Source organism: Clostridium pacaense (assembly GCF_020709765.2).
Lineage (GTDB): Bacteria > Bacillota > Clostridia > Lachnospirales > Lachnospiraceae > Enterocloster > Enterocloster hominis.
In genome coordinates this window covers 222,823-247,129 of record NZ_JAJFEB020000003.1, presented here as the reverse complement: position 1 = coordinate 247,129, position 24,307 = coordinate 222,823, and the positions used below count along the sequence as shown (strand labels likewise).

General features: G+C 50.6%; 22 protein-coding genes and 1 pseudogene. 6 read left to right on the top strand and 17 right to left on the bottom strand.

Going from position 1 to position 24,307, the window contains the following annotated elements; translation table 11 throughout:
• Nucleotides 1-59 precede the first annotated feature (59 nt).
• The 15 genes and pseudogenes from LK536_RS37215 to LK536_RS37145 form a co-directional block, all read right to left on the bottom strand.
• The gene (locus LK536_RS37215) at nt 60-1,397 is read right to left on the bottom strand and encodes a fucose isomerase (protein WP_227795286.1); all 1,338 of its coding nucleotides are present in this window, start codon (nt 1,395-1,397) and stop codon (nt 60-62) included.
• 15 nt (nt 1,398-1,412) lie between these two features.
• On the bottom strand, nt 1,413-2,267 hold the full coding sequence (locus LK536_RS37210) for a sulfite exporter TauE/SafE family protein (RefSeq protein ID WP_227795285.1): 855 nt from the start codon (nt 2,265-2,267) through the stop codon (nt 1,413-1,415).
• A 9-nt stretch (nt 2,268-2,276) separates the two neighbouring features.
• The gene (locus LK536_RS37205; RefSeq protein WP_227795284.1) at nt 2,277-4,298 is read right to left on the bottom strand and encodes an alpha-glucosidase; all 2,022 of its coding nucleotides are present in this window, start codon (nt 4,296-4,298) and stop codon (nt 2,277-2,279) included.
• Nucleotides 4,282-4,404 (bottom strand): annotated as a pseudogene (locus LK536_RS37200) (hypothetical protein); the annotation flags it as partial. The gene LK536_RS37205 and the pseudogene LK536_RS37200, both read right to left, overlap by 17 nt.
• Nucleotides 4,405-4,418: 14 nt before the next feature.
• Nucleotides 4,419-6,197, bottom strand: a complete 1,779-nt coding sequence (locus tag LK536_RS37195; protein ID WP_130789419.1) for a solute:sodium symporter family transporter — start codon at nt 6,195-6,197, stop codon at nt 4,419-4,421.
• Nucleotides 6,198-6,385: 188 nt separating this feature from the next.
• Nucleotides 6,386-7,063: a DUF4867 family protein gene (locus LK536_RS37190; protein ID WP_227795283.1), complete on the bottom strand. Its 678-nt coding sequence runs from the start codon at nt 7,061-7,063 to the stop codon at nt 6,386-6,388.
• Between the two features lie 27 nt (nt 7,064-7,090).
• Complete coding sequence (locus LK536_RS37185) at nt 7,091-7,945, bottom strand: NAD(P)-dependent oxidoreductase (RefSeq protein WP_025483230.1); 855 nt, start codon at nt 7,943-7,945, stop codon at nt 7,091-7,093.
• Nucleotides 7,946-7,961: 16 nt separating this feature from the next.
• Nucleotides 7,962-8,648 (bottom strand): transaldolase family protein, encoded by a 687-nt coding sequence (locus tag LK536_RS37180; RefSeq protein ID WP_227795282.1) that lies wholly within the window; start codon nt 8,646-8,648, stop codon nt 7,962-7,964.
• A 318-nt stretch (nt 8,649-8,966) separates the two neighbouring features.
• A complete protein-coding gene (locus tag LK536_RS37175; RefSeq protein ID WP_227795281.1) occupies nt 8,967-9,938 on the bottom strand; it encodes an HNH endonuclease family protein in 972 nt (323 codons plus the stop codon).
• The gene (locus LK536_RS37170; RefSeq protein WP_227795280.1) at nt 9,931-12,357 is read right to left on the bottom strand and encodes an ATP-binding protein; all 2,427 of its coding nucleotides are present in this window, start codon (nt 12,355-12,357) and stop codon (nt 9,931-9,933) included. Before LK536_RS37170 ends, LK536_RS37175 begins: the two co-directional genes overlap by 8 nt.
• Before the next feature lie 562 nt (nt 12,358-12,919).
• Nucleotides 12,920-13,762, bottom strand: a complete 843-nt coding sequence (locus LK536_RS37165) for an undecaprenyl-diphosphate phosphatase (RefSeq protein WP_227795279.1) — start codon at nt 13,760-13,762, stop codon at nt 12,920-12,922.
• A 111-nt stretch (nt 13,763-13,873) separates the two neighbouring features.
• The gene (locus LK536_RS37160; RefSeq protein WP_008721596.1) at nt 13,874-14,548 is read right to left on the bottom strand and encodes a uracil-DNA glycosylase; all 675 of its coding nucleotides are present in this window, start codon (nt 14,546-14,548) and stop codon (nt 13,874-13,876) included.
• Between the two features lie 244 nt (nt 14,549-14,792).
• Nucleotides 14,793-15,554, bottom strand: coding sequence for an imidazole glycerol phosphate synthase subunit HisF (gene hisF / locus LK536_RS37155; RefSeq protein WP_008721593.1), 762 nt, complete (start codon nt 15,552-15,554; stop codon nt 14,793-14,795).
• Nucleotides 15,555-15,563: 9 nt separating this feature from the next.
• The gene (hisH, locus tag LK536_RS37150) at nt 15,564-16,169 is read right to left on the bottom strand and encodes an imidazole glycerol phosphate synthase subunit HisH (RefSeq protein ID WP_025483240.1); all 606 of its coding nucleotides are present in this window, start codon (nt 16,167-16,169) and stop codon (nt 15,564-15,566) included.
• 65 nt (nt 16,170-16,234) lie between these two features.
• Nucleotides 16,235-16,909: a hypothetical protein gene (locus LK536_RS37145; RefSeq protein WP_331472109.1), complete on the bottom strand. Its 675-nt coding sequence runs from the start codon at nt 16,907-16,909 to the stop codon at nt 16,235-16,237.
• 199 nt (nt 16,910-17,108) lie between these two features.
• On the opposite strand from LK536_RS37145, the gene LK536_RS37140 reads away from it, so the two are divergent.
• A complete protein-coding gene (locus LK536_RS37140; protein ID WP_227795278.1) occupies nt 17,109-18,959 on the top strand; it encodes an ABC-ATPase domain-containing protein in 1,851 nt (616 codons plus the stop codon).
• Nucleotides 18,960-19,156: 197 nt separating this feature from the next.
• Here the strand turns inward: LK536_RS37140 and LK536_RS37135 are convergent, their stop codons facing one another.
• Nucleotides 19,157-20,179: an aldo/keto reductase gene (locus LK536_RS37135; RefSeq protein WP_008721586.1), complete on the bottom strand. Its 1,023-nt coding sequence runs from the start codon at nt 20,177-20,179 to the stop codon at nt 19,157-19,159.
• 65 nt (nt 20,180-20,244) lie between these two features.
• Nucleotides 20,245-20,490, bottom strand: a complete 246-nt coding sequence (locus tag LK536_RS37130) for a calponin homology domain-containing protein (RefSeq protein WP_008721585.1) — start codon at nt 20,488-20,490, stop codon at nt 20,245-20,247.
• Nucleotides 20,491-20,726: 236 nt separating this feature from the next.
• On the opposite strand from LK536_RS37130, the gene LK536_RS37125 reads away from it, so the two are divergent.
• From LK536_RS37125 to LK536_RS37105, 5 genes are all read left to right on the top strand, one after another.
• Nucleotides 20,727-21,149 (top strand): acyl-CoA thioesterase, encoded by a 423-nt coding sequence (locus LK536_RS37125; protein WP_130789413.1) that lies wholly within the window; start codon nt 20,727-20,729, stop codon nt 21,147-21,149.
• A 64-nt stretch (nt 21,150-21,213) separates the two neighbouring features.
• Nucleotides 21,214-22,251 carry a ComEC/Rec2 family competence protein gene (locus LK536_RS37120; RefSeq protein ID WP_331472108.1) on the top strand — a complete coding sequence of 346 codons (1,038 nt, stop codon included), beginning with the start codon at nt 21,214-21,216 and terminating at the stop codon, nt 22,249-22,251.
• Nucleotides 22,252-22,279: 28 nt separating this feature from the next.
• Complete coding sequence (locus LK536_RS37115) at nt 22,280-22,492, top strand: DUF3006 domain-containing protein (protein ID WP_040381283.1); 213 nt, start codon at nt 22,280-22,282, stop codon at nt 22,490-22,492.
• A gap of 85 nt (nt 22,493-22,577) precedes the next feature.
• Nucleotides 22,578-23,585 (top strand): aspartate--ammonia ligase, encoded by a 1,008-nt coding sequence (asnA, locus tag LK536_RS37110; protein WP_227795276.1) that lies wholly within the window; start codon nt 22,578-22,580, stop codon nt 23,583-23,585.
• 49 nt (nt 23,586-23,634) lie between these two features.
• A complete protein-coding gene (locus LK536_RS37105; RefSeq protein ID WP_008721576.1) occupies nt 23,635-24,291 on the top strand; it encodes a trimeric intracellular cation channel family protein in 657 nt (218 codons plus the stop codon).
• Nucleotides 24,292-24,307 lie beyond the last annotated feature (16 nt).

Here is a 24,307-nt window from a genome sequence, read left to right as displayed (position 1 = left end):
ACCGGGCAAAGCAATACCAGGCAAAGCACAGCCGACGGAAAGCAATTTTCAAACACGCCCTAATATACGCAGGCCTCCATCCCCATCATATGCGCCAGCATGGTAAGCTCCTGGGCCGCATCCCCGTAAATCACCACAAAATGCGGTTCCCAGCCACCCTTAACACTCTTCACTATGATATCCTTGGCATCATGTTCTGTCTTCACCACCACGGAAGTCCCGCAGAACTGTTTTGGACGGTCCAGGGCCTCGCCGGAGGCGATGAAGAACCGGAAGCTTCCATCTGCCTTACGGCCCACCCGGAAAATGGTCACTTTCTCACATGCCCGGCATCCAAAATCCATGACCGGGCCAATCTTGCGGTTGGGGTGTACGCCCACCTGGGCCCCGGTATCCTTTCTTGCCAGGGTGCAGGCCGCCATTCCGCAGTGCCAGAAGGTAATGGTCCCTTCCTTTTCATCCATGGACACAGGGTCCCCGAAAAATGCGGCATTGCCGGTCAGCTGTGTCCCGATGTACATGGACAATGCCCCGTATACGTCGGATTCGCAGCTTGCGGCAATCCCCGACGCATTGAGCATGGCCAGCACGGAACATACCGGGGTCCCAAAGGATGTAAAGAAGTCCGGCCAGCACCTGGAAGATAAGGCCCCGATATGGTTCCCATCCACATAATCCTTGTAAGCCTTATATAGTCTGGCAAAATCCTTCACGTTCTTCTCCGGCGTGCCCTCCAGCCCCACCATCATGGCCTTTGCCTCCTCCAGGCAGGGAGCGCATTCCTCATCCGTAAATGACTTTGCCTTGTCAATCAGTTCCCTGGCTTCAATGGATTCCAGGGTCACCCCAAAGGCGCGCATAAGCTCGGAATCCAGCGCCCTTCCGAACCCAAAGCCCTGGGGCGTATGGCCGATGGAAGCCATTTTCAGCTCCCGCATCTGGTGCTTTATCCTGGCTGCGCCAATGGCTGCCTTAACAGCGCCAGCCACCTCATCTTCTTCCGGCGAACCGAAGACATATTCAAATTCGCCGTCCCTGAACGCACGCAGGGCATTGCCCGCTGAGAATGCCCCGGTCAGGGAATTCAGCCTCAGGCGTCCGCCGTCAATCACCGGCTCCCTCAGGGTCCACAGCAGCACAGGGCAGGTGAAGCGTTTAAGCACCTCACTTGCAAAGGCCGCATTGGCAAAGGTGATGTTCTGCAGGATGATAAGACCAGGATTAATTGTATCCAGAAAGGCGCACAGGTCATCCATGGACAGAAGCATTTTATCCGGATAAACGCCGTCCTCTGTGAGGGAGGAAATCAGGCCCAATGATTTATCAAATTCCACCTGGGCGCTTTCCAGATGAAAGGTAGGTACTCCAATCGGTATGTATGCAACTTGGTATTTCATGTTTTTATATCTCCTTTACTTTATTAACAGGGAAATTCCCGATAGAAACAAAAGTACATATGTAATCAGCATGAACAGGCGCTGGCTCATCTTCGCATAAAGACGGCTTCCAACCGCCATGCCAGCCAACAGGAAGGGAATGGAAACCACCTGTATCTTTACCAGCTCCGGGTTCCATAACCCTGAACGGATATCATCCAGCATGATGATGGTGTTGAGCACCACCCACACCGTGGAAATGGTGGCCCTGAAGCTGACCTTATCCTGGATCCGTCTGGTCAGGTAGCCGATTAACAGGGGGCCGCCCGATACGAAAATACCATGGACAATCCCGGCCAGGCCAAGAAGAAGGTACAGGGCCGGGGTGGTTTGGGATTCCTGGGCCGATGATTCCCTGAATGTTCCTGCTGCCTGCGGCTCCACGGCTTTAGCACCACCTGGCCGCAGCCCTTCCGTTCCTTGCCCGCCTGCCTTATCCGGCCCTCCAGCCTGGCCCTTTGCCTCCTCCTGCCTTTCCATCCGAAGCTTCCACAGCCCCTGAACGGACAGACAGACAACAAACAGTCCCAGCAAAGCGTAGAGCATCCTCTCCCTTCCCGCAAAAAAGCCTTTCAGGAAAATGCCTCCCACAATCCCAACTGCCATCACGGCCACGATTTTCTTAAGCTCGCCCCAGCACACATGCTTCCTGTGCCCGGCAAACACGTATATCCCGGACAGCAGGCCCAGCACGTTAAGCACCGGCTTGGCTGTATTATACCCTACCAGCATCAGGCTGGGAGGCATTGCAAGGATGGTCCCTGCAAAGCCTGTAATTCCCTGGATGATGTTGGACAATAATATGACAAGGAAAAATGCTGCGTATCTCATATCCACACCTTAATCCCTGGACGCCGCTGTCCCATATTTCCTGCGGATTTCCTCAAACAAAGGCGCGTACGATGAATCCTTCAGGTAAAATGCCGGGGTGTAGCCCAGAGGCGCTTCCACGTTCACATCGCCGCCCTGATACACATCCCCTGTCCACAAGTGGACCCATTCGCCTTCCGGAAGATACACATCCCAGTCTTCCCTGGCCTCAAGGTAGACCGGGGCCACCAGAAGGTCACGTCCCAGCAGGTATTCATACTGGATGCCATATGCCTTCCCATCCTCCTCATAGTGAAGGAACAGCGGTCGCTGCACCGGGATGCCCTTTTCGGCATTTTCCTTAACCAGGACCTTCATGTACGGGGACAGCATGGTGTAGATATCCACCAGTCTTGCCAGCTGCTCCATACAGTCCTCATCCTCATAGTACTGGAAATTCGTGTCCGGCCGGTTCCCCTCATGGGTGCGCATCACCGGCGTGAACATGGCCATCTCGGACCATCTTAAGAACAGTTCCTTTGTCCTGGTATTGTCAAACAGGGAGGTATAGCCGCCGATATCACTGTGGCTCAGTCCGCATCCGGTCATGCCCGCGCTTAGGGCCGCGCAGATTACCGTTGCCAGGCCGTCATGGATGGTGAAGTCCACGGACTGGTCCCCTGCCCATAAAAGGGTACAGTACTTCTGGCTGCCGGTTCCGCCGGCGCGCATGAAGTATACAACCTCTCCCAGCCTGCCCTCTTCCTTTACCGCATCGTAGTTGCATTTTGCCCAGAGGGCCGGCCAGCGGTTGTGTTCCATCATGGGGGATTTACCGCTGTAAAGCCTTAAGTCATCCGTTGGGAGATACTCCCCAAAATCAGCCATCCAGCCGTCAATGCCGATGTCCAGGCTGTGCTTCTTAATCACTTCGTCCTTAAACCACTCATATGCGTCCGGGTTGGTCAGGTCCACCACGCCGCAGTAAAACTCGCCGAAATCCACCAGGTAATCGCTTCCGTCCCCCTTGGTGGCAAAGTAGCCCTTTGCCTTCCCCTCTTCATAAAGGACGCCGTCATTGACCAGATAGGGATTGATATAGCCAAGGAACCGGATGCCCCTGGCGTGAAGCTCCTCAATGCGCTTTGGCAGGTCCGGGTACATTTCCTTATGGTACTGCCAGTCCCACTGAAGACGTTTTCCGAAGGACGTGACACGTTTGCCGCACCAGTCCTGGCACCACAGGCCGGACACCTTGATTCCTTTTTCCAGGGTCCTGTCAAGAAGTCCGAAGGAGCGTTCATTGCCTCCCTGTACGCCGATGATCAGGCCGTTGTATACCCATTCAGGAAGTTCAGGCTGGCGCCCGAGGAATGCTGTCAGCTTTTCCAGCAGTTCCACAAAGGTGGGGGCTGCCTCTATGCGGATGGATGCAGGCACTTCCCATATCTGCAGCTCATGGAACTCCCTGTTCCTGAAATCAAAATCAGCATAGGCAGTGGAATCCACATGGAGATAGTAATGCCTGGAAGAGACATAGGTGGGTTCCGGATAGTTGGTGTTATAATAATCCCCTCCCGCCTTGTTCTCCACATCGGAGCGCCAGGTCACATAGGTGGTCTTATCCCTTCCCACCCCCGGTTCAGAGGTCCACAAAGGGAAATGCCTTCCCCTCAGGTTAAAATACGACATCTGCTCGCCGCAGCCGTAACAGCACTCTTCCTCATCCGCATCCACCCGGAACCAGAACCGGTTGATGCGCGGATCCACCTGGGTAAAGGAGAGGAGCGCGCACTCTCCCTCAACCCTGACCGTAAGCGTAAGCTGCCCTTCCATGTCCATGGAAATGCCCTCCGGTCCTTCTGTAATCCCGGTCACATGTAAAGGACGCCGTTCCACCACATAATCCTCAATCTTAAAATTTCCCCTGTACATATCTACGGATTCTTCCCCGTATCCAACGTAAATCATGGGCTTGCTGCTTTTGCATTCCAGTATGCTGCGGCCGTTTGCATTTAACTCCCAGTCCATTTCCTTACGAATAAACTCCATATGAAACCTCCTTGCCTGTAATTGATAGCATCCAGCGCCCTCCGGCAGTGCCAGGGCGTGTCTGGAAATAGCCTTCCGCCAGCTGTGCGTCCCACTCTGTGGGAGATTTAAATCATTTTCCTATCCTTCCGCATTTACTGTCTGGCACGCGTTTGTGCTTACCCGTTTTTTTTTCTCCATCAGATAGAGGATTACGGTTTCAGCCGCAAGAGCCAGGGTCACGCCGCCGATCAGGCCCATGTTCCTGTCCGGTGTGGCAAAGCCGGCGGGTGAGAACAGGAAATACTCATATACCAGGAAGGAAACCAGCCAGATGGCAACTGCATTTTTATGTACCCACGGCGTCATGTCATAGCTGGCATTCTTCTGGGTGCTGTTGTCAAATATCTTGTCATTGGGCTGTATCTTGGCACATACGAAAATGATGACCAGCATGATGATGAACGAAATCGCGTAAATATGCATATAGTTGATGCCCAGGACCGCATTGGTAAAAGGCATGTCAATGTATTTGAACCAGAACTTATAGCCTGAATAAAAGAATACATGCCATATGGATGCCGCAACCGCGCCCAGGGATGAACCCTTTTTACTGAACATACCGATTAAGACCAGGGTAATGATGGGGATGTTGTAAAATCCGGTAAAGCTGCGCCCGAAGTCATAAAGGCCAGTGCTCAGGACCTGAAGGAACGGGGTAAAGCAGATTGCGAATGCTGCAAAGCCCCAGCCAATCCTTTTTGCATAAACCACTGTTTTCTCATCTGACAATCCGGGGTTGAAAATCGGTTTATAAATATCTACCATGAATACGGTGGAAGCCGCATTCAGGAAGGAGTTATAAGTGGAGATGACGGAACCGAACAGCGCGGCGCAGAACAATCCTACCACGGGCCACGGAAGGGCTTTGGCAACCAATGTGGGATATGCGAAATCCTTGCTCTCCAGACCGGTCCCAACCAGCGCGGCAGCGATGACGCCCGGAAGCACCAGAAGCATGGGAACCATCATTTTCAGGAAACCGGAAATCAATACCCCCTTCTGCCCTTCCTTCAGGTTCTTTGCGCCAAGCGCCCTCTGGATCAGCACCTGGTTGGTGCCCCAGTAAAACAGGTTTGCCAGGACCATGCCGGTGAAAATACATGCAAAGGGCACCGGGTCATTCTTGCCGCCAATGGCATTTAACTGCATATAATTGTTATCCAGCACATAGTTTACGCCCGCAGCAAAACCGCCGTCCGCCTTGGCATTGCCTACTGCGATGAATCCGAATATTACCACTAAAAGGGAACCGCCTACCAGCAGGACGCCGTTGATCGTATCGGATACGGCAACTGCTTTCAGACCTCCGAGTACAGCATACAGCGCGCCGATAATGCCAACCAATACAATCAGGATGGTAAGCGCTGTCTGGGAACTGATGCCGAAAATACTCGACAGGTCAAATATCTGGTTAAAACCGATGGCCCCCGCGTACAGACAGACAGGAATGCCTATGAGCAGGTATCCTACCAGGAAAAACAAGGAAACCATCCTGCGCACAAAGATGCCGTAACGCTCTTCCATGAACTCAGGAAGCGTGGTGTAGCCTTTCCTCAGATACAGCGGAAGGAATACAAAGGCCATGACAATGGTTGCAATCACAGCCGTTGCCTCCCATGCCATTCCCGACATATTGGCTGCGTAAGACTGGCCCGAAAGCCCTACCAGGTTCTCGGCCGAAAGGTTGGTCAGCAGCATGGAACCGGCGATGAAGGTACCGCCCAGACCGCTTCCCGCAAGGAAATATCCCTTTGCCGTCTTCTGGTCATCCCCGCCCTTTACTATCTTTGCAGATATCACACCCACCAGGGCCGTAAAAAGAATGAACGTCACTAATGTAAACATTAAATGTTCCATAAATATTCCCCCGTTTTTTAATTTTGTACAATTTACCTGTATACTCAGCCGGGCCGTTGTGATACCATTGATATGCGTTGATGGTACACGTGCCTCAACTGTACGCCGCCCGGGTCCAGCCCCATCTGCCAGGATACAAGTTGGACCTGGGCGGTGTTTTATTGTTTATGTTAATCCTAAAGCCTGATTTAATACCTAAGCTCCCTGTTCTCTCCCAGAAGCCCCGGGAATGCGCCCTGCCGGATTAAGGGTTCCCGGTCAGGATGGGCAATGACCCATTTATTACATTGCAGAAGCAGCTTTTCCTCGTCCGTGGCCGGAGCCGTCCGGTTCTTTAATGGCGTGTTGGTTCCCTTTGGAAGAACCACGATATCCTTAAATCCCTGGTCCGTCACACGGCAGGGGGATAAGTGAAGCGTGGTCTGGTACATCTCAATGGCTGTCCCCTTTTCCACAAAAAACACGCTGGCGTCCTCCACCCTGTATGTGTTGTCCTTTATCTCCCATGTATGCCCCAGCACCAGCATGAAATCCGTCACTGCAATGTTGATCTCGCTTCCCTTGTGATACTCAAATCCGTTGTATGTAGTGTTCCTGCCGTTGCAATATCCCACCTGGATGTCCATGCCGCCGTAGAAACCGTCCCGCAGACGGGCCGTCACAGGCGCCTCCTCCATCCCGGGAACCGATGGCAGATAGATATTGCCGTTCTCCGGGATGTCTGACTTTGTCTCCATATAAGATATCAGGTCAGAAAAATCATAGCCCGTTATAATCCGTCCATATGTCTCAAACTCTTTGGAGTCCACAGGGCGGACCGGAATGCCGTTGACCTGGTTCAGGCGTTCCATCATTGTATTATCCATGTTCCGTCTTTCCTTCCTCTCTCCGGATCAGCCTCTCACTACCTTTATAGTAGCACAAAAATCCTCTTTCCCATATCCCTGTTCCAGGGCCTTTTCATAAACCTGGCCAGCCGCCTGTTCACCCGGCATGGAAAGTCCGGATTCCTCTGCCAGCTTCATGCAGATATTCACGTCCTTGGCCATGTTTTCCACGGAAAATGCAGTGGTATAGTCCTCTTTTTCTATCACACCCTTCTTGGAATCCAGATAGAAATTCTGGCCTCCGCCGTAGGAAATGGCTTCCGCGTAATCCATGACGGAAATCCCGTTCCTTCCCGCCAGGCTGATGGTTTCATTGACCCCGTTCTGAATCTGGGAAACCAGGGCATTGTGGCAGATTTTCATCACAAGTCCTTTGCCGTTCTCTCCCATGTGCTTTACATTCTCACCCATGTAAAGGAGGATGGGGCGCATGGCCTCGTATGTCTCCCTGTCTCCGCCCACATAGATTCCCAGCTTACCTGCAACGGCGGCGGGTTTGGATTTGACAACCGGTGCATCGATGAATCCGGCGCCAGTTTTTTTCACCATCCCGGCAATCTCCACGGATACGCTTGGGTCGATGGTGCTCATGTCGATACAGGTCTTGGTGGAATCCAGCACGTCCAGGATTCCCATGTACACAGACCTTGAATGCTCTGACTTTGGCACCATGGAAATGATTACGTCCGAATTCCTTGCCAGTTCCACGGAATCACTGCAGGCCACGGCTCCCTTGGATGCCAGAAGCTCTGTCTTTTCCTTTACAAAGTCAAATACGTACACCGTGTCATTGTGTTTCTTTACAATATTCTCACTCATGGACTCACCCATGATTCCCAGTCCGATAAACCCTATCTTCATATCTGTCCTGCTCCTTTTATTCTGTAATCGTATAATCCCATGCATCAATGAAGGTGCCGATTCCCTGGTTAGTATAGGCATGCTTCATGGTATCCTGATACACGGCCAGTCCGGTTGTTATGATATCCGCCCCGGCCACGGCGCAGTCCACAATCTGCTTTGGTGTCCGGATTGCAGCGCAGATAATCTGGGTCTTTCCGTAGAATCCGTAGTTCTTGTAAATGTCCACAATATTCTGGATATATGCCTTACAGTCCTCTCCGTTGGCTTCCTTCCAGCCAATGAACGGGGATACGAACAGTGAGTGGTTCTTTGCCGGGAGGATGGCCTGGGCCGGAGAAAATACCAGGGTCACATTGGTCCTGATTCCCTCTGTCTCCAGCTTCCTGGCTGCCGTGACACCTGCCTCGGTTGCCGGGATCTTGATTACGAAGTTAGGGCTGATGGCTGCAATCTTCCTGGCCTCTGCCAGCATTGCCTCTGCCTCGTCCAGATGGGGATTAATCTCAACGGAGACCGGGAAACGCTCATATCCGTCCAGTCCTTCGGACTTAATCCAGTCCGCAATGCCCTGGATGGCTGTGAGGAACGGCTTCCCGCTGAGCATGATATGCCTTGGGTTGGTGGTAACACCGTCAATACCAAATGTGTTGTAGGCTAACTGGATCTCATCAAGCTTTGCACTGTCTAAGAAATACTTCATAATCTTACATCCTCCTTGTTTTGACTCTTGTTTAATTTGTTAATTTGATTAATCAATTATTGCAGCAAGGGATTGGGCCTATGAGAGTTTGTATACTTATCCGCTTACCACAAGTTTGTAACTCAATAATATAGTCAAAATGACTAAATGTCAATGGGATTTATGGAAAATTTTACGTTTCGTCATATTGTTTAATTCATTTAATTAATTTTGTACAAAATGACAAATGCTTTTTATTTCCAGTACCTCTCTGCTTCCAGGAATCCTAAACAGCCGCATTACAAAGGACAGCCGTGCTTTACCTTGTTTTTTTGCGGCTCAGCTGTCTGACCGGGCTGTAACAGGGTATATCCCCAATTTATCATAAATATCATGGTACATTTTAGCCAATGAACGGGTTTTCATATCTTCCTCGCTGATTGGCGGTCCAAAAACAGCCCTTTTCACGTCCTCTTCTGTTATATAGATTTTTCCCGAATCATTTAACTCCTTAAACATTTTCTGAAATTCTTCTATCTGGCTTTTGGAATATTCCATTTGTTTCTCTATTATCATCTTAATATCGCGCTCATGAATTGCATAAGCCTCCCGGATTTTCATATGCTCAAGGTTATTTTTCATGCGTTCATTGTCTGTCTCAATATTGACGATGTACCCGTCATCTTGGGATTCGTATGAAAATCTCACTTCCTGGTTAAAATTAATTTCCTCATCAAAGGGAGAGGCGAACGCTTTGCTGCCTCCGCTTTTAATACGGTTGCAGTTCCCGCAGGCCGGAACCAGATTGTAAAGGCTTACTGCAAAAACCGGATACTTTGAGCGGCTGAAAAAATGGTCCAGCTGCGCCCCGGATGCATTCCGTGCCCTTGCATTAATATAATCCCTGTTGCAATACGGACATACCGTCAATCCGGTGTTCCCTACCAGCCTGACCCGCAGCGACTTCCCGTCCTTCTCAGACTTCGCCACATCACGAAAGGCTTTGTATAACCTATAATATAAATCCGTTAATTGCGGCTTATGGGCTGAATGATTGTCACGGCATTCTGCCTCCATTTCCGCCATTTTATTTTTCCTTATATACTGCTCAGCCTCCTTCAGCTTTTTATAAGGGGCCAAAATCAATTCCCTGAACCGGCCCTCTGCATCCTTTGCAGTGAAAAAATCCAGAGGCAGGAACTTTTTGCTGCTGGCTGCAACTGCTTTCATGTCCCCTATGCCGACGTTCTTTCGTACTGCCTCAAAATATTCCTCCTGGAATCCATTTGAATATGTATGAATCTTAATCATGCTTCAGCCTTTGTATCCTTTCCTCCAACTGCCGGATTTCCTTTTGCATCTCATTTATCTGCCATTCCTTATCTTCTGCCTTATATATGCTTACAAGTTTTTCCAGATTATCCCTATAAACAGGTTCTCCTATCTGGTCAATCAATCCCTGTATGGCCTCACATTCCTCCCCGTCCTCTAGTTCGGAATAGTACTGGTGCAAAAATGTGCGGATATCTTCCATCCTTGCCGCCTTACGCTTCCTCCCGCCCTGCAGAACGCCTATCATTTCCTGGATCATTGTCTTCGCATATTCCCCAATCGTAGCTTCCATAAAGAAATTCCTGCGAAGCAGACGGTGGATATTCTGTCCAAATGTGATTTCCTTTTCCCGCATTTCCGCGGCTGTCTCCTCTTCCCCTGAAAGATAAACCACGTCTTCCCTTAATACATCTGACAGGATAAAAGGAGAGTTGGTTGTAATCACAATCTGTACCCGCTCCTGGTTTAATTTTTCATTTATCATGTTTAAAAGCGTATCAATATAACATCTCTGCCACTCCGGGTGATAGTAAACCTCCCCTTCGTCAATAAAAATCATAGCCGTCTCCCCCGGCAGCAGCGTTTCCTCACTGCCAAAGATATTCTTACCCACCAATTCCTCATAAAACGTTTTCTCATACTGACGGCCTTCAAGCATCCAGAACAGCCTTGCCAGAAATGCAAATTTTGCATACTCCCCGGATGAGAAATATTCTATCTTTGCATCCGGACAATGTACAAACTTTTCCAGCAGGCTTTTGACCTTTTCATGGTTATTTTCAATCTGACCCAGGGTAAACTGTTCTTCTGCCTCATTTTTATCTTCTGACATCACCCTCCTCACATGGAATACCTTATCTGCCTTTAAATCCAGCAGACGGTTCACCCTATCCTGTCCCATGCATTTCAGAAAGGTAAACTGGTAACATAACTCCTTATTGATATAATCCTCATCCCCTGCCATCCCTTCCTTCCAGCACGTGATTTTCTCCGTAAAGCTTTCCATTTCAGAGTAATCATACTGCTTAAAGTCATCCAACATCACTGCCTGTTCCTGCTTGCCGCCGTTCTTCCCATCCCCTCTTTGCGCCGTGTCCGCAAAAGGTTCTAAATCATTCTTCAACAAACCGGAGAAATAGAACAGCTTGCTGATTTCATTGAAGCTTCTGATGATTCCCCTATTAAAAGGTTTTAAAGGTATGGCCTGATCCACCCTAAGTCCGTCTATATTCGTCACATAATATGCGTCATCATCCAGGCGGAACACCACCAGGAACTCCGTATCCTCCTCTAAGATATGATAATCCCGGACCGCATCTTTCTGAATGAAGCCATCCTCCAATATGATATCGGTTTCCTCCATCAGCTTTAACAGCCTTAGGAATGTTCCCCTCAGGAAATCCACGGTGCTTGATTTGCCACTTCCGTTCTTTCCCACAATGCAGGAAAGGGAGGACACGGCCTTTCCATAAAAATGATGGATCCGTCTCCCCTTCTCCTGGCTTAACTGTAATTTTTTTCTCCGGATATCGTAATGATACCGATGGTCAAAATCAATCTGCTGTTCTTCCATCCCGTGATATCGGTTTAGGTAAAGCAGCGAAAACATCATCTGCCTATAATTGATTTTCTCCCCCGAACTGCCATGAACAACTCCGTAAAGTTTCTGTTCCTCCTGCCGTCCGTAGTAGCCATCCAACCGCCAGTCTCCAATGTCAAAAGGAAAATCTTCCTTGACATGAGCGTTCTTATTTAATACAGTCACATTACCTTTATATAAAGAGATGGTATACTCCAAAATATCATTCAGATAAAATGACCGGTTTCCAATCCCGCCATTCCCCCAATATCCCCGTGGATTTTCAAAGACCTCCAGAGAATCCGTATCCAGGTTTATATCCCCAAGAAATGCCCTTTCCACGTCTTCCGTTTCCGACTGCAGCTTCTTATATAGGATTTTATTCAGGATATCTGCAAGAATCAGTGAGTCCAGATACCAGAATTTATACTTTTTCTGTCCATCACCAGATAATGAAGACCCTGTTATAATCGCGTGAATCTGGTGCCGGTAAACCATATTATTAATAATGCCATACAGATGATACTGTTTCAGGACTTTCTCCAGAACCGTCACCGGAACATTACGGATGTATTTCTCAATCATCTCAATCCCATGATATGCATATCCATGGTCCTTCAAAGAACCCGCATGCCGGATATGCGTAAAAAGCGCCTCTGCCGTCCTGTCCCCGGAAAGCTTGGGTATGTTTCCTTCGGGGTAAAACCTGCACATTAACCGGATTGCCTCTTCATTATCAGCAAACTTCCCAATGAAATTCCGGTAAAACTCTATCAAAGCCGGAAAGGCAGTATGAACCGGCTCTGGGACGTTTTGCATATACACTGTTTCTCCGTCTTCTAAGTTATCCAGATTGTGAAAAAAGGCATAGGCCATGTGCCTTCTGGTATAAAGCGTTCTGTATGTTTTAGCAGACGCTATTTCCCCCTGATTCCGGAATAATGCCTGGTCCAAATCTATGGCAAAGGACATGATGCCTTTTTCATAGTCATCTGTCACAAACGGTTTCTGATGCTCTTTATCAATTTCTTTTTGTTCTTCGTCAAATATGCGGCATAATAACCGGCAGAGTTGTTCTTCGTTCTCAACCAAAGTATTTTGTGATATGGCGTAACCTATCCGTAAATTAGTTTTTCTTGATTCTATGATGATTTTTATCCTATCGATAACAGACATTTCCAACCCCTCCCTCTTTCTTTCCCAGTATAGCATTCCTTGTCTTATTCCGTCAATTATGACCGCCCAGGTCATCCATCCACCGTTCGCCCGTTGGAGGGCGGCCATGGCGCGCACAGCCAAAAAGACCGCCCTGTTTCCAGGACGGTACAAAAGGTTTCAGTATAACCGTATCAAACCAATGTCTGAATAGAATAAACACACCCTAGCTGGCCAGCGCCGTAATCCCAAAATAAGCCAGCACAATCACTCCCAATATAATCCTGTAATAACCAAAGAACTTGAAGTCATGCTTGCGCACATAGCTCATCAGGAACTGGATGGAATAGATGGATACCACGAACGCTATAAGCATGCCCAGGATTGTGTAAAACACCTGCGGACCTGAGAACACATTGCCAGCCACAAAATATTTTACCAGCTTTAAGAGGCTTGCTCCAAACATGACCGGGATTCCAAGGAAAAATGAAAACTCCGCGGCAGCTCCCCTGGAACACCCCAGCACCATGGCTCCCAGGATGGTGGAACCGGAACGGGAGGTTCCCGGAATCAGGGCCAGAAGCTGGACCATGCCGATAAAGAACGCTGTCTTTGCAGAAATCTGCCCAACCTTGTTAATACTCGGATTGGCGCACACGCTGCTGTTCTCCAGGACAATGAAAAGCACACCATATATGATTAAGGCAGCAGACACCACATACGCATTAAAGAGATGGGCTTCCATCCAGTCATCCAGCAAAAGTCCCAGGACGGCTGCGGGGATGCAGGCAATGACAATCTTAATCCACAGGGACCAGGTCGCATCCTTCTGCCTGCTGCTCTTACTGGGGCTGAAAGGATTCAGTTTATGGAAATACATGACCACCACTGCCAGGATTGCCCCCAGCTGGATGACCACCAGGAACACGTCCTTAAACGCATCCGGCTGGTTCAGCTTGATGATCTCATCCACCAGTATCATATGCCCGGTACTGCTTATGGGCAGCCATTCCGTGAATCCCTCCACGATTCCCAATACAATTATCTTCAACACTTCAACTAAAGTCATAAATTCTCCTTACCGCATCTTTGCCTGTAATTCCCGCATCATGCCCCTTACATGGATGCCAAGGCTGTATGCTGTACATTTTATGTAATCTTATGCGTCACTATACCTGTTTTATATATTCTCAATCTGCCAGTCCACCGGCGCCAGACCATGTTCCTCAAGAAATGCATTGGTCCTGCTAAAAGGCCTGCTGCCGAAAAATCCCCTGAACGCGGATAACGGACTTGGATGAGGCGCTTCCAGTATCATATGCTTTGGATTGGTCAGCATGGGTTTCTTGGACTGGGCCGGCCTTCCCCACAGGATGAATACCATGGGACGGTCCTGTTCGTTGAGAATCCGGATGGCGGCGTCCGTAAACTGCTCCCACCCAATATCATGGTGCGAATTAGCCTGGTGGGCACGCACGGTCAGTACGGTGTTAAGGAGCATGACGCCCTGGTCCGACCACTTCTTCAGATATCCGTTATTGGGGATGTAACACCCCAGGTCGTCGTGAAGCTCCTGATATATATTCACCAGGGACGGCGGGACCTCCACATCCGGCTTTACGGAAAAACACAGGCCGTGGGCCTGTCCGTCATTGTGATAAGGATCCTGCCCCAGGATGACCACCTTTACATCCGCCAGAGGCGTAAATGCAAATGCATTGAATATATCATCCGGCGCCGGGAATATCTTCCTTGTCTCATATTCGTGTTTTACGGTCTGATACAGCTTTTTATAATATGCTTTCTTAAACTCGCCACTTAAGGGCTGCAGCCAGTCATTGGATATCGCGGCCATCTCCTGCATCTCCTTTTCTTCTACATGTTTATCCATATTTTCATATTTTAGCATAGGAATACAAAGGAAACAACGGATATATACAAAATATTTGTCAAAGAAAAACGAAAATACGGTTTCCGGACGGAAATATGGTTTTAAGACGGAAATATGGTTTCAGAACCGTAATATGGTTTCAGGCAAAAGCACGGACAGGGCGGCGGCACCATTGCCAGGCGCCGCCGCCCTGTAATCCACCCCCGCCTTACAGCCGGACCGGTATCCCCTTCCCGGCCAGATATTCCTTAAGGTCCCTTATCTCCAATTCCTTATAATGGAACAGGGACGCCGCAAGGGCTGCGTCCGCCTTCCCCTTTGTCAGGGCTTCATGGAAATGTTCCTTTGTGCCTGCACCGCCCGATGCAATGACAGGAACCGAGACATTTTCCGCAATCAGGGAAGTCAGCTCGTTATCATACCCGGCTTTGGTCCCATCGCAGTCCATGCTGGTGAGAAGGATCTCCCCTGCACCCATCCGGTCGGCCTTCATGGCCCACTCCACGGCGTCAATGCCCACATCCACACGGCCCCCGTGCTTGAAGATGTTCCATCCCGACCCGTCCGGCCTGCGCCTGGCATCAATGGCCACCACCACGCACTGCCGCCCGAACTTATCCGCCGCATCGCTGATAAGCCGGGGGTTATCAATGGCTGAGGAATTAATGGAAATCTTATCAGCGCCTTCCCGCAAAAGCATGCGGAAATCTTCCACCGTGCGGATGCCTCCGCCGACAGTAAAGGGGATGAACACGGTTTCCGCCACCTTGCGCACCATGTCCACCACCGTATTCCGGTTGTCCGAGGAAGCAGTGATGTCCAGGAATACCAGCTCGTCCGCACCGGCCTTATCGTAGGCGGCGCCTATCTCCACCGGGTCCCCTGCGTCCCGCAGGTTCACAAAATTCACGCCCTTTACAACACGCCCTTCATTCACATCCAGGCATGGGATTATTCTCTTTGTAAACATAGCACTCTCCTACAGTTCGATGAAATTTTTTAATATGGTAAGCCCCACCTGGCTGCTTTTTTCCGGGTGGAACTGGCAGGCAAACACATTATCCCGCTCAACCGCCGCGTGTATATGGGTGCTGTATTCCGTGGAAGCCGCCACAATGGCTTCATCCTCCGCCTTCAGATAATAGGAATGTACAAAATATACATACGCCCCATTCCCAATCCCCTTAAACAGCCTGGCTTCCGGCTTTATGTCCAGGGAATTCCATCCCATATGGGGAATCTTAAGCCCCGGGCAGTCCGGTATCTTGAGGATGCGGCCAGGAAGGATATCAAGTCCTTCCACTCCCGGACTCTCCTCACTGCTTCCGAACAACAGCTGCAGTCCCAGACAGATTCCTAAAAAGGGGGTTCCCTTTTCCACCGTGTCATGGATCACATCCACCAGGCCATACTGGCGCAGGCGGCCCATGGCATCGCCAAAGGACCCCACTCCAGGCAGGATGACCTTGTCCGCATCCAGTATGGTCTTCCCATCCCTTGTGATGACCGGTGATTCTCCCAGGGATATCAGTGCTTTTTCTACGCTGCGCAGGTTGCCTGCGTCATAATCAATTATGGCAATCATATTTTTAACCTCGCTCCTATGATTTAACATTTTAGCATGGTAACGTAATAAAGGCAATATGTTTTTTAAATTCCTGCTAAATCCCGGATGAAATCCACGGAATTGCAGTGGATTCCATATGCACGTTCCTGGGCTTCCCTGGGTATCTGGTAAAAGCTTTCATGGATCCTGAAAAACAGGGACTTCTGGTTAAAAAATGCAATCTTTTCAAATGGCCATCTCATGACCGTCGGGGTCCCAAACCCTTCTCCCAGTTCCAGGATCACAAGGGCACGGTTCAATGTGCCTGTCTGCCATTTCTTGTAAGCTTCCCAGCTGGGCAGGTACCCCTCCTCTATATAATTGCCTGAATCCAGGGTATTGCCGGTAAGCGGCGCGCCGCAATGAGGACAGATATCATCCGGTATTTCCCCTTCCTCCCATATGTCCTTGGTACAGGCATTGGAGCACTGGCGCCAGTGGATGTTGCCGCAGGGCGCCACCACCCGGCCCGGATTGAAATCCGTTTCATAGATGGCTCCGTCCGTCAGGGTGGTAACCACATGGTAATCCTTGTCCTTTACAAGGGCGTATAAGGAATCATACGCTTCCTTCAGCCCGGCCTGGGCGCTGTCACCAAGGCTCCGCTCCCTTATGTCCCTGCCGTCCTCCCTGAGTTTCCACTCACCGCCGATTCCAATCAATACTTTTTCAGCGCCCGTAAGGGCATCTGTCAGCTGCTTTTTTATTTCTTCCATCATAAGTGCTTCACTTTCTTTCCTGCTTTTTATGCAAACCATCATACCATAAACGGAGGTATTGTTCAACGCCGGTGAAATCCATATATCCGGTTGCATTTTCCTGTTCCGTGCATTAAAATATAATGGATTAAAAACAGATTAAATTAAGAAAGCGGCCACAGGCACAGCCATGTCCCTGCGGACCAAGAGGTGATTATAAATGACGAAATCAGCGCCAGATTTAAGAAAGCTTTTAGAGTCCATTGACCGGAGAAGCTATCCGGCCTACAAGGACGCCAGGGGATCCTACGATTTCAGCGACTATGTCCTGACCATTGACCATGTGCAGGGGGACCCCTTTGCCTCCCCCTCCAAGCTCAGCGTCTTCATCCCCCACCAGAAGGCGGGATATCCGGCGGATTACTTTGATACGCCCTGGAAGCAGACAGCCCTTGAGGATTATCTGGTAAGGCAGTTCTACCAGGAGATTGCAAAATATAATTTTAAGGCAAAGGGTTCCGGTAAAAGCGGGCTCATCACCACCAGCCATCCCGGCCCCGAGGTGTTAAGCCGCACTGCTTGTGAGTGCAATGCCAAAGGAATAACCGTCCGCTTTGAATGCGGTTTCCCGGCCAATGGAAGGACCATTAATTCAGGGGAGCTTATTAAGATTCTCTTTGACTTCCTTCCCAGATGTGCTAAAAGCGTACTTTACTTTAAGAACCGCAGGCCCGGTGAGGTAAAATCCGTGATTGACCTGGCCGAGGACCAGCAGTTCATCCGTGAGGAACTCGGGCGGCTGGACCTGGTATCCTTTGTGGCCGATGAGGCCATCCTGCCCAGGGAAAGCGGGATTTCCAGCAGGCCCATGAAGGGAAGCGTCCCCTTTGTATCCCCCCAGTCCATGCGGGTGGAACTGAACCTTCCCCATCACGGCGCCATTACAGGTATGGGGCTGAAACGCGGCATCACCCTCATTGTGGGCGGCGGCTATCACGGCAAATCCACATTGCTCAAGGCCCTGGAATCCGGGGTTTACAACCACATTGCCGGGGATGGACGGGAATATGTGATTACGGACAGCACTGCCATGAAACTGCGGGCCGAGGATGGGCGCAGCATCCGCAACACGGATATTTCCCTGTTCATCAATGACCTGCCCAACAAAAAGGACACGCGGTGCTTCTCCACCGAGGATGCCAGCGGAAGCACGTCCCAGGCAGCTGCCGTAATTGAGGGCATGGAGGCAGGCAGCCGTGTCTTCCTGATTGATGAGGATACCTCCGCCACCAACTTCATGGTGCGGGATGACCTGATGCAGAAGATCATCAGCCGTTCCAAGGAGCCTATCACCCCGTTCATTGAGCGGGCCAGGGATCTGTACGAAAAGTCCGGCATATCCACGGTCATGGTTGCGGGCAGCTCCGGCGCCTATTTCTATATTGCGGACACCATCCTTCAGATGGACTGCTATGAACCATATGACATCACAGACAGGACAAAGGCATTCTGCGCGTCCTATGGAACAGAACCCATAACCCGCGCCCCCGGATTCTCCATTCCCCAGAAAGGCCGGAAGCTTTTTACAGGGAACAATGGAAATGCAGCCCGCAGCGAATCAACCGGACGGGACGGTTCTTCTTACAGCCGGGGTGATTCCTCCTATGACCAGGGCGGTTCTTCTTACGGCCGGGGCCGGGGCGGTTCCTCCTACGGCCGGGGCGGGCAGCGCGGACACGGTCCGTCTGACTCTGGCGGACGTGACGAACGCATCAAGGTAAAGGTCTACGGAAAGGACTCCCTTCAGGTAGGCAAGTCACCGGTGGACCTGCGTTTTGTGGAACAGCTCATCGACCCGGAGCAGACCAACACGCTTGCCCAGATACTCCGGTACTGCGTAGAGCACCAGCTTCTGGAACGCTATACGGTTGCTGACACGGTTGCGCTCGTGCAGAAGGAAGTGGCAAAGGGCGGCCTGAGTGCACTCAGCGATTCCTCCTATGCAGCCATGGGACTCTGTATGCCCAGGGTTCAGGAGATATTTGCATGCATCAACCGTTACAGAGGATAAATGAAGGAAAAAAAGCAGGGGCGCGCGGTATGATTAAAATACCGCGCAGCCCCTGCCCTTATTTTATCTTGGAAGCCGGACCCATGTACATCATTTTCTTCCATTTTCAATCCTCTTCCACGTTCCCGGCCCCATGGCCTGTCCGAAGGACATTTTCCCTACATGATCCGTAAGGTCCGTTCCCTCACGGACACATACTAATACTCCTTCCCGTCCAATATCTCCAGATAATCCTTCAGATTCTTCTCAAGCAAAGACGGCGTATCCAGCCCGTATGGACATTTCCCCTTACACTGTCCGCAGTGGAGGCACTGCTCAATCAGCTTCATCTGCGCCTGGGCCTCAGGGGTAAGCTGGGCCTGGGACGGGGCGCGTCGGATCATCAGGGACATCCTGGCGCTGTTACAGATGTCAATCCCTACCGGACACGGCATGCAGTATCCGCAGCCACGGCAGAATTCGCCCTGAAGCTGCTCCCTGTCGCGGGCAATCAGCTCCTCCAGTTCCTTTGTCATCACCGGAGGATTCTGGACATAGGATAAGAACTCGTCCAGTTCCTTCTCCCTCTGGACCCCCCAGATGGGAAGTACATTGTCAAACTGTGCCAGATATACATAGGCTGCCCGGGAATTATTAATCAGGCCGCCGGATAAGGCTTTCATTGCAATGAATCCCATATTGGCATCCTTACATCTGCTTACCAGCTCCAAATCCTTATCCGTTGCCAGATAACAGAACGGGAACTGCAGGGTCTCATAAAGCCCGGAATCAATGGCTTCATTGGCAACAGCCAGCCTGTGGTTCGTGATGCCGATATGCCTCACCTTCCCCTGGGCCTTGGCCTCCAGGATTGCCTCATAAAGCCCGGTCCCATCGCCTGGCTTTGGACAGAAGGACGGATTGTGGAACTGATATAAATCTATGTAGTCTGTCCTGAGATTTTCCAGGGAAGTTCCTAAATCCTTCCAGAAATCCTCCACGGTATCCGCCATGGTCTTGGTGGCTATAAATACCTTGTCCCGGATTCCTTCCAGCGCCATCCCCACTTTCTTCTCACTGTCCGTATAGCACCGGGCCGTATCAAAAAATGTGATTCCTCCCTCATATGCCTTTCTCACCAGATATACGGCGTCCTCATCCGATATACGCTGGATAGGAAGGGCGCCGAAACCATTCTTATTCACAGTAATGCCAGTGCTTCCCAGAGTCACTTCCACCATCTTTTGTACCTCCACTTGAGATTTTTTATTTATTTTATCACAAAAATCCCGGGCTGTATACCATGTCAGGCGCTCAGGCTGTCCTCTGTCCCGGATGACAGCATTTCCTTTAAGTCTTCCATGGTCATATCACGTTCACGCAGCATTTCGTTGACAACCTTAAACTCTTCCAATTGAATCTGTTCTTCCAGATAACCTTCCTTTTCCCTCATTGTCTCCAGACAGCTCTCATACTGTGCAATGGATGCCCGCACCTCAGCAAGCTCCCCCTGCAGTTTTTCAATCGGTGTTTTCCTTACTCCCCGTGCCATAGCAATATGCTCCTTTTCTCTGATTTTATTTTTAAGGCCATGGGTTCATTCTGTAGGCCCATTTATTACCAGTATATGTAGGCTTATCCAAAAATATACAGCGTATTTCAAATCCATTCCATGTTTTTTGCATCTGCGCTGTCATGATTTCCGGTATTTCAGGGACTTTACGAATTATGCTGCCTGCGATATACTAGGGTGTGTTGCGTAAGATACCACAAGACCAGGAGGTAAGAATGATAAAAGAATATGAGCATCATGCCCAATATTACGAAACAGACCAGATGGGATGCGTCCATCATTCCAACTTCATCCGCTGGATGGAGGAAGCCAGGATTGACATGATGGAACAGATGGGATGCGGATACCGTGCCATGGAACATGCCGGAATCATGAGCCCGGTCCTGGAAGTCCGCTGCCAGTACAGGAACATGGTGCATTTTGATGACCGCATCCGCATCCGGGTCAGCATCAAAGCTTACAATGCAATCCGCATGACCCTGGAATATGAAATGCGGGACGCCGCAAGCGGCCGGCTGATGGCATCAGGCGAAAGCAGCCACTGCTTCTTAAATAGCGAAGGTAAACCCATATCCTTAAAGAGAATCCATCCCCAGTGGGATGAGGCCTTCATCCAGGCCATGGAACAACTGAAATAAAACCGACAGAAAGGCTGACATTAAAATGACCCGACACAACCATATCCGATTATTGATAATTAGCATGCTTATGATGATTGCCGTGCTGGCAGGCGGCTGTTCCCCGTCCCCATCCGCGGTCCCTCCGGCCGCACAGGCAGGCCGGACGGGACAGGATCTGACGGTGCACTATATTGACGTGGGCCAGGGTGACAGTATACTGGCGGGATCTGACGGACATTACATGCTGATTGACGCAGGTGAAAATGACCAGGCGGACACCGTTGTTTCCTATCTGAAGCAGGCCGGGGTCACCACCCTTGATTATGTCATCGGCACCCATCCCCACTCTGACCACATAGGGGGGCTGGATAAGGTCATTGAGGAGTTCACCGTGGGCAAGGTCATCCTTCCTCCGGTGGAGCACACCACACGCACCTTCGAGGATGTGCTGAACGCAGTCTCCAACAAGGGGCTTAAAATCACCAAACCGGTTCCCGGTGACACCTATGGCCTTGGGAACGCATCCTTCACCATTGTCGCACCGGTAAAGGATTATGGAAATGATTTAAACAACTGGTCCGTGGGAATCCGGCTCACCTATGGCAGCAACAGCTTCCTCATGTGCGGGGACGCTGAATCCCAGGCCGAGTCCGACATGCTGGACAGCGGCATGCCCCTGAAGGCAGATGTGCTGAAGGCAGGCCATCACGGAAGCAGCACCTCCACCACCAGCACCTTCCTGAAGGCGGTATCGCCCTCCTACGTGGTGATCCAGTGCGGAAAGGATAATTCCTACGGACATCCCCATAAAGAGACCATGGAAAAACTGGAGAAGGCGGGATGCCGGATATTCCGCACGGATGAGGACGGCACCATCACCGCATCCAGCGACGGGACCCACATCACCTGGGATGTTCCCGGCACACAGAAGGACGCCGGCGCCCAGCCTTCCCCGGCCCAGCAGTCCACTTATATACTCAATACCAACACCATGAAATTCCACCTGCCCGGCTGCCCCTCTTCGGAACAGATCCAGGACAGGAACCGGAAGGAATATACCGGCACAAGGGACGGGCTTATCAGCCAGGGATACGCGCCCTGCAAACAATGCAACCCATAATCAGCCCAACATGCAACAGGAGGTTTACATGAAATACATCATCGACCGGCTGGAGGAAGGTCTGGCCATATGTGAAAACGAGCAGAAGGCAATGGTATCCATTCCGCTGGAACAGCTGCCGGAAGCCGTAAAGGAAGGGGATATGATCAATGAGACGGATGGCATCTTTTCCATTGATAAGGAAGGCACCGGGGAGCGGCGCAGGAAAATGCGCAAAAAACTCATGGATTTATTTGAATAGTTTTTTATTTTTAGCCCTTGCACCTTTTTCCCATTAATGATACCATAAGAAACATATGTAAATCGATAATTGGAGGATCATTTAGATGGAACTGATTTTACCTGAAAACTATGACCCCCGGCTTACCATCCGGGAGACACAGGACGCAATCAAATACATACGTGACACGTTCCAGAAAGAGATGGGACGGGAAATGCACCTGGAGAGGATTTCCGCTCCCCTGTTCGTGGAGCGCAGCAGCGGTCTTAACGATAACCTGAACGGCACGGAGCGGCCCGTGGACTTTGATATGCTGGGTCTTCCCGGCGAGACCCTGGAGGTTGTCCACTCCCTCGCCAAGTGGAAACGTATGGCCCTTAAGGAGTACGGCTTTAAACCCGGCGAAGGCCTTTACACCAACATGAACGCAATCCGCAGGGATGAGGAACTGGATAACCTGCACTCCTGCTATGTGGACCAGTGGGACTGGGAACGTGTAATCACAAAGGAACAGAGGAACCTGGATACCCTGATGGACACGGTCCGTGAGATATTCAAGATCATCAAGCACATGCAGCACGAGGTGTGGTACAAATATCCGGAAGCGGTAAAGCACCTTCCCAAGGACATTTTCTTCATCACCACCCAGGAGCTGGAGGATCTGTATCCTGACAGCACTCCCAAGGAACGGGAGAACCTGATTACAAAGGAGCATGGATGTGTGTTCCTGATGCAGATCGGCGACAGGCTTGCGGGCGGTATGCCCCATGACGGGCGGGCGCCTGACTATGATGACTGGAGCCTGAACGGTGATATCCTGTTCTGGTTTGAACACTTAAACTGCGCCCTGGAGATTTCCAGCATGGGAATCCGCGTGGATGAGAAAGCCCTGGAGGAACAGCTTGAAAAGGCCGGGTGCGAAGAGCGCAGAAGCCTTCCCTACCATAAGATGCTCTTAAACGGCGAACTGCCCTACACCATCGGCGGCGGAATCGGACAGTCACGCCTGTGCATGCTTTTACTGGACCGCGCCCATATCGGCGAGGTACAGGCCAGTATCTGGCCAAAGGATATGAGGGAAGTGTGCAGGCAGCACAACATTTTCCTGTTATAGGATTTTCCTGCTGTATTCAATAAACAGTACGAAGGATAGAATGAATCTTATGGAATTTCATGTATCAATCTTTTTCATTATCGAGGTAATAGGAACCGTTGCCTTTGCCTCCTCCGGCGCCATGGTGGCCATCAAGCAGCAGCTGGATTTGTTAGGCGTCGTGGTCCTTGGCGTCACCACCGCGGTGGGAGGCGGTATGCTCAGGGATATCATACTGGGCAATGTCCCGCCCGGCCTTTTCATGAACCCGGTCTATGTGATGGCTGCTTTCATAACCGTCCTTGCACTGTTCATCGTCGTAAGGCTAAACCAGAGGATACTGGAGAGCCGTTACATTGCCTCCTATGAGAAAATGATGAACATTTTTGACGCCGTGGGGCTGGCGGCATTTACGGTTACAGGAATCGATACAGCCGTGCTGGCAGGATATGGGGACTATCATTTCCTGTCCGTTTTCCTGGGCGTGCTTACCGGGGTCGGGGGCGGTGTACTCAGGGATATCATGGCGGGCCAGACCCCCTATATCCTGCGCAAGCATGTGTATGCCAGCGCATCCATTGCAGGGGCCTTGTGTTATGTGTTCCTGGCTGACTGGATCACAGGGGATGCGTCCATGATCATAAGCGCGCTGCTGGTCATCCTGATACGAATGCTGGCCACCAGGTACTGCTGGAACCTTCCTACCGCAACAAAGAAGCAGCCGTGAGTTTCCGGTTAGAAAC

Coding starts and splice junctions, on each gene's coding strand:
- LK536_RS37215 (WP_227795286.1), bottom strand. CDS start 1,397: ATGAAATACCAAGTTGCATACATACCGATTGGAGTACCTACCTTTCAT.
- LK536_RS37210 (WP_227795285.1), bottom strand. CDS start 2,267: ATGAGATACGCAGCATTTTTCCTTGTCATATTATTGTCCAACATCATC.
- LK536_RS37205 (WP_227795284.1), bottom strand. CDS start 4,298: ATGGAGTTTATTCGTAAGGAAATGGACTGGGAGTTAAATGCAAACGGC.
- LK536_RS37195 (WP_130789419.1), bottom strand. CDS start 6,197: ATGGAACATTTAATGTTTACATTAGTGACGTTCATTCTTTTTACGGCC.
- LK536_RS37190 (WP_227795283.1), bottom strand. CDS start 7,063: ATGGATAATACAATGATGGAACGCCTGAACCAGGTCAACGGCATTCCG.
- LK536_RS37185 (WP_025483230.1), bottom strand. CDS start 7,945: ATGAAGATAGGGTTTATCGGACTGGGAATCATGGGTGAGTCCATGAGT.
- LK536_RS37180 (WP_227795282.1), bottom strand. CDS start 8,648: ATGAAGTATTTCTTAGACAGTGCAAAGCTTGATGAGATCCAGTTAGCC.
- LK536_RS37175 (WP_227795281.1), bottom strand. CDS start 9,938: ATGATTAAGATTCATACATATTCAAATGGATTCCAGGAGGAATATTTT.
- LK536_RS37170 (WP_227795280.1), bottom strand. CDS start 12,357: ATGCAAAACGTCCCAGAGCCGGTTCATACTGCCTTTCCGGCTTTGATA.
- LK536_RS37165 (WP_227795279.1), bottom strand. CDS start 13,762: ATGACTTTAGTTGAAGTGTTGAAGATAATTGTATTGGGAATCGTGGAG.
- LK536_RS37160 (WP_008721596.1), bottom strand. CDS start 14,548: ATGGCCGCGATATCCAATGACTGGCTGCAGCCCTTAAGTGGCGAGTTT.
- hisF (WP_008721593.1), bottom strand. CDS start 15,554: ATGTTTACAAAGAGAATAATCCCATGCCTGGATGTGAATGAAGGGCGT.
- hisH (WP_025483240.1), bottom strand. CDS start 16,169: ATGATTGCCATAATTGATTATGACGCAGGCAACCTGCGCAGCGTAGAA.
- LK536_RS37145 (WP_331472109.1), bottom strand. CDS start 16,909: ATGATGGAAGAAATAAAAAAGCAGCTGACAGATGCCCTTACGGGCGCT.
- LK536_RS37140 (WP_227795278.1), top strand. CDS start 17,109: ATGACGAAATCAGCGCCAGATTTAAGAAAGCTTTTAGAGTCCATTGAC.
- LK536_RS37135 (WP_008721586.1), bottom strand. CDS start 20,179: ATGGTGGAAGTGACTCTGGGAAGCACTGGCATTACTGTGAATAAGAAT.
- LK536_RS37130 (WP_008721585.1), bottom strand. CDS start 20,490: ATGGCACGGGGAGTAAGGAAAACACCGATTGAAAAACTGCAGGGGGAG.
- LK536_RS37125 (WP_130789413.1), top strand. CDS start 20,727: ATGATAAAAGAATATGAGCATCATGCCCAATATTACGAAACAGACCAG.
- LK536_RS37120 (WP_331472108.1), top strand. CDS start 21,214: ATGCTTATGATGATTGCCGTGCTGGCAGGCGGCTGTTCCCCGTCCCCA.
- LK536_RS37115 (WP_040381283.1), top strand. CDS start 22,280: ATGAAATACATCATCGACCGGCTGGAGGAAGGTCTGGCCATATGTGAA.
- asnA (WP_227795276.1), top strand. CDS start 22,578: ATGGAACTGATTTTACCTGAAAACTATGACCCCCGGCTTACCATCCGG.
- LK536_RS37105 (WP_008721576.1), top strand. CDS start 23,635: ATGGAATTTCATGTATCAATCTTTTTCATTATCGAGGTAATAGGAACC.